The following is a 5,055-nucleotide window of genomic DNA, read 5'->3' as shown; positions in this document are numbered from 1 at the left end:
GCTGACCGTGACGAACGTCTTCATCGCGGTGCTGTGGACCTGACCCCCTGCTCCACGGGCCCGGCGTGACCGCGGCCCGTGACAGGACGTGCCCCGGGCCCCCTGGCCGGGGACGCGGCCGCCCGGCACGGGGAGGTAGCGGGGTGGGTCAGGCGGGGCGCACCACGCTGTGGATCGAGGACTCGCCGTCGTAGTAGATCGACTCCTCGCGGACGTACGTGCCGGGCTTCGGTGCGTGGATCATCATCCCGTTGCCGATGTAGATGCCCACGTGGGTGACGTCGTCGTAGAAGAAGACCAGGTCACCGGGTTGGGCCTGGGAGACGGGGACCGTCGTGCCCGCGTTCACCTGGTCGTAGGTGGTGCGCGGAACGGTGACGCCGGCGGCCTTCCAGGCGGCCTGGGTGAGGCCGGAGCAGTCGTAGGAGCCGGGACCGGTGGCGCCCCAGACGTACGGCTTGCCGATCTGCGCGCGGGCGAAGGCGAGGGCCTTCTCGGCCTTGGTGGCGTACGAGGAGTCCGTCGACGTCGACGGCGTGGTGGCCGAACCGGAGGACCCGGAGGCGCTGCCCGATGTGCCGCTGTCCTGCTGGGCGGCGGCCGCCTCCTGCTGGGCCTCCTGCTGGGCCTTCTGCTGCTCGGCGAGCTCGGCGGCCTTGCGGGCGGCCTCCTTCTGCTTCTTCTCCTCGATCGCCGCGAGCCGCGCCTTCTCCTCGGCGGTCAGCTTCGACATCAGCTCGCGCGCGTCGGCGAGCTTCTTCTGGACGGTGGCCTTGGCCGTCTTCAGGTCGCCCTGGGTCTCGGTGAGCGTCTCGAGGCTCTCGGTGGCCTCCTGGCGCTTCTTCATCGTCTCGGACTGCCGGGTGACGTAGTCGTCGACCGCTTCCTTCTGGCGGCCGGTCATCCGGTCCATCACCTGGCGCTGGTCGAAGATGTCCTGCGGCGTGTCCGCGAGCAGGAAGGTCGCGGTGTCGGGGACGCCGGCGCCGGTCCGGTACTGGGCGGCGGCGAAGGAACCCAGCTCCGCCCGCGCCTCGTTGAGCTTCTGGGTGCGCTCGGCCACGTCGTCGAGGAGCGTGTCCACCTGCTTGCGCTGCTTCGCGGTCTTCTCCTTGGCCGCGTTGTACTTCTCGGTCGCCGACTCCGCCTGGCGGTAGAGGTCGCCGACCTTCTTCTCGACCTCCTCCAGGCTCGGCCTGCCGTCGTCGGAGGGGGCGGCGGTGGCCGTCTGGGACAGCAGGGCCACGGAGGTCAGGGCGGCCGTGGCGAGGGCCGGGGTCCGTATGCCTGCCACGCGCGTGCCGGGGGTGCGCGACTTGCGGTGCGACGCCAAGGGAGGCGACTCCTTCCAAAGATCCGCCTACCGGGTTAGCTGTCGGGTTCGGGCGGGTGGTTCGGAAGGGTTGCCCTACGGCCGCTCCGCGGGGGAGTGGGCCGATTCACCCCATGGTCTCGGTGGGTCCCCGGCTCCGGCTGCCGCGGGGCAGTGACGGACTCGGCGGAGGCCGCGCGGCCCGGCGAGGTTCGCCGGTGGGGGTCGTGCGGCCCGCCCGCACCGTAGCCAACTGGTGTAGCCCCTGTGAAGGTTGATGGGTGATATGCCCGATACATTTTCGTGACCTTGCGTGTGGTGTCACCCAGGGTGAGGGGGTGGTTCTGGAGGGTGCGCGTCCCGTCCCGGCCGCCGGATTCCGGGGATGTTCCCGGGGTGGCCCCGGGTTGTCGGTGGGGCACCCTAGACTCGGAGAGCGATGAGCAGCCTCTTTGACGACAGCTTCCTGGCGGACCTCCAGGCCCAGCGGGGCCCCGAGGGCGAGCCCCCGCCACCGCCCGAGGACGAGCACGTACCGGAACGGATCCCGGACGACCTGTTCGGCGGGAAGTTCGACGTGCCGCCGGACAGGGACGCGTATTACCGCGACGGCGCCCCGCGCCCGGTGATCGACGCCGCCGCGCTGCTGGAGGGGCTGAACGACAACCAGCGCGCCGCCGTCGTGCACTCCGGTTCCCCGCTGCTCATCGTGGCCGGCGCCGGCTCCGGCAAGACCCGCGTGCTCACCCACCGCATCGCCCACCTGCTGGCCGAGCGGCACGTCCACCCGGGCCAGATCCTCGCGATCACCTTCACCAACAAGGCCGCGGGCGAGATGAAGGAGCGCGTCGAGCAGCTCGTCGGCCCGCGCGCGGGCGCCATGTGGGTCATGACGTTCCACAGCGCGTGCGTGCGCATCCTGCGCCGCGAGAGCAAGAAGCTCGGCTTCACCTCGTCGTTCTCGATCTACGACGCCGCCGACTCCAAGCGTCTGATGGCCCTGGTCTGCCGCGACCTGGAGCTCGACCCCAAGCGCTTCCCGCCGAAGTCCTTCAGCGCCAAGATCAGCAACCTGAAGAACGAGCTGATCGACGAGGAGGACTTCGCCGCCCGGGCCGCCGACGGCTTCGAGAAGACCCTCGCCCAGGCCTACGCGCTCTACCAGTCGCGACTGCGGGAGGCCAACGCCCTCGACTTCGACGACCTGATCATGACGACGGTCAATCTGCTCCGCGCCTTCCCGGACGTCGCCGAGCACTACCGCCGCCGCTTCCGGCACGTCATGGTCGACGAGTACCAGGACACCAACCACGCCCAGTACGCGCTGGTGCGCGAGCTCGTCGGCACCCCCGGACACCCCGCCGGCGCACCGTCCGAGACCGAGGTGCCGCCCGCCGAGCTGTGCGTGGTGGGCGACGCCGACCAGTCGATCTACGCCTTCCGCGGTGCGACGATCCGCAACATCCTCCAGTTCGAGGAGGACTACCCGGACGCGACCACGATCCTGCTGGAGCAGAACTACCGCTCCACGCAGACCATCCTGAGCGCCGCCAACGCCGTCATCGAGCGCAACGAGTCGCGCCGACCCAAGAACCTGTGGACCAACGCCGGCGCGGGCGCGCGGATCACCGGGTACGTCGCGGACACCGAGCACGACGAGGCCCAGTTCGTCGCCGAGGAGATAGACCGCCTCACCGACGCGGGCGAGGCCAAGGCGGGCGACGTCGCCGTCTTCTACCGCACCAACGCCCAGTCCCGTGTCTTCGAGGAGATCTTCATCCGCGTCGGCCTGCCCTACAAGGTCGTCGGCGGCGTCCGCTTCTACGAGCGCAAGGAGGTCCGGGACGTCCTGGCCTACCTGCGGGTGCTCGCCAACCCCGAGGACTCGGTGCCGCTGCGCCGCATCCTCAACGTCCCCAAGCGGGGCATCGGCGACCGCGCGGAGGCCATGATCGACGCCCTCGCGCAGCGCGAGAAGATCAGCTTCCCGCAGGCGCTGAGGCGCGTCGACGAGGCGTACGGCATGGCCGCGCGCTCGTCGAACGCCGTGAAGCGGTTCAACACGCTGATGGAGGACCTGCGTACGGTCGTCGAGTCCGGGGCGGGCCCGGCGACGGTCCTAGAGGCGATCCTCGAACGCACCGGATACCTGGCCGAGTTGCAGGCATCCACCGACCCGCAGGACGAGACCCGGATCGAGAACCTCCAGGAACTCGCGGCCGTCGCCCTGGAGTTCGAGCAGGAGCGCGGCGAGGGCGAGCCCGTGGTGTTGTCCGACTTCCTGGAGCGGGTCGCCCTGGTCGCCGACTCCGACCAGATCCCCGACGAGGACGAGGACGGCTCCGGCGTCATCACGCTGATGACCCTGCACACCGCCAAGGGCCTGGAGTTCCCGGTCGTCTTCCTCACCGGCATGGAGGACGGCGTCTTCCCGCACATGCGCGCCCTCGGCGAGACCAAGGAGCTGGAGGAGGAGCGGCGCCTGGCGTACGTCGGCATCACCCGCGCGCGTGAGCGGCTGTACCTGACCCGTTCGACCCTGCGCAGCGCGTGGGGCCAGCCGTCCTACAACCCGCCCTCGCGGTTCCTGGAGGAGATTCCGGCCGCCCACCTGGAGTGGAAGCGGACGGGAGCGAGCACGCCCGTGTCCTCCGGTCCGGTGTCGGGGGTGGCGGCCTCGCTGTCGTCGTCCCGCTCGCGCTCGTCGGCGTCGGGCGGTTCAGGGTTCGCCACCGGGCGGGCCGCGGACAAGTCCGTGGTGTCGCTGGCGGTCGGGGACCGGGTCACGCACGACCAGTTCGGCCTCGGCACCGTGGTCGCGGTGAAGGGCACCGGTGCCAACACGGAGGCGACGATCGACTTCGGGGACACCAAGCCCAAGCGGCTGCTGCTGCGGTACGCGCCGGTGGAGAAGCTGTAGTCGTGGGCTGAGGCCCGTCGTGGGGGACGGCCCTACGACGGGTCGAGGCCGTGGCTGCGGAACCAGGCGAGCGGATCGACCGCCGAGCCCCCGCCCGGGCGGACCTCGAAGTGCAGGTGTGGACCGGTCGAGTTGCCCGAGTCCCCGGAGAAGGCGATCGGGTCGCCGGCCTTCACGGTCGTACCGGAGGCGACCTGGTAGCTGGAGAGGTGGCAGTACCACGTCTCCGTGCCGTCCTTCGCCGTCACGATCATCATGTTGCCGTAGGCGGGGTTGAGCTGTGTGCGCACCGTGCCGTCGGTGGCGGCCATCACCGTCGCGCCGTACAGGACGGGGAAGTCGATGCCGGTGTGGACGGACATCCAGTTGATGCCGGACTGGCCGTAGTAGGCGCTGAGTCCGTGCTGCGCGACCGGGAGCGCGAACTTCGGCCGCAGCCGCTCCTTGCGGGCCGCCTCCTCGGCGGCCGCCCTGCGCTCGGCCGCCTGCTGCGCCTTGAGGTCGATGCGCTCCTGGGTGCGGCTGGCCCGGTCGGCGAAGTCGTCGGCGCCGGCGGCGAGGCTCTCCAACTGGGTGTCCAGCTTGATGTTGGCCGCGGACGGTTTCACCGGCTGGGCGTCCGCCGCGGTCGTCGCCGTCTCCTGGCCGCCGTCGTCGGCCAGGTTGCCGACCGAGGCCGCGGCGATACCGGCGACGCCCATCACGCACGCCGAGGGCACGGCCACCGTCAGCAGCGCGGAGCGCTTGGCGGGCGTACGGCGGCGGGAACGCGACCCGGCGCGCGAGGCCGCGCGCGGTGTCGGGGCGGGGGCGGGCTCCCCCC

Annotated in this window: 3 protein-coding genes and 1 riboswitch; of the genes, 1 reads left to right on the top strand and 2 read right to left on the bottom strand. The window is 71.1% G+C overall.

What is annotated here, in order from left to right; all coding sequences use genetic code 11:
• Positions 1–148 precede the first annotated feature (148 nt).
• Positions 149–1,333, bottom strand: coding sequence for a C40 family peptidase (locus B7767_RS42805; protein WP_085576500.1), 1,185 nt, complete (start codon positions 1,331–1,333; stop codon positions 149–151).
• A 7-nt stretch (positions 1,334–1,340) separates the two neighbouring features.
• A riboswitch (cyclic di-AMP (ydaO/yuaA leader) is annotated at positions 1,341–1,511 on the bottom strand.
• A gap of 240 nt (positions 1,512–1,751) precedes the next feature.
• Here B7767_RS42805 and pcrA point away from each other — a divergent pair.
• Positions 1,752–4,232, top strand: coding sequence for a DNA helicase PcrA (gene pcrA, locus B7767_RS42800; protein WP_085576499.1), 2,481 nt, complete (start codon positions 1,752–1,754; stop codon positions 4,230–4,232).
• A 32-nt stretch (positions 4,233–4,264) separates the two neighbouring features.
• On the opposite strand, the gene B7767_RS42795 is transcribed toward pcrA, so the two are convergent.
• Positions 4,265–5,055: M23 family metallopeptidase (locus B7767_RS42795; RefSeq protein WP_143653012.1), on the bottom strand; the 791-nt coding region annotated here is incomplete at its 5' end.

The sequence above is a fragment of the Streptomyces sp. 13-12-16 genome, assembly GCF_002114215.1.
GTDB lineage: Bacteria > Actinomycetota > Actinomycetes > Streptomycetales > Streptomycetaceae > Streptomyces.
The sequence above is the reverse complement of the archived record's forward strand: the minus strand, read 5'-3'. Positions and strand labels throughout refer to the sequence as shown.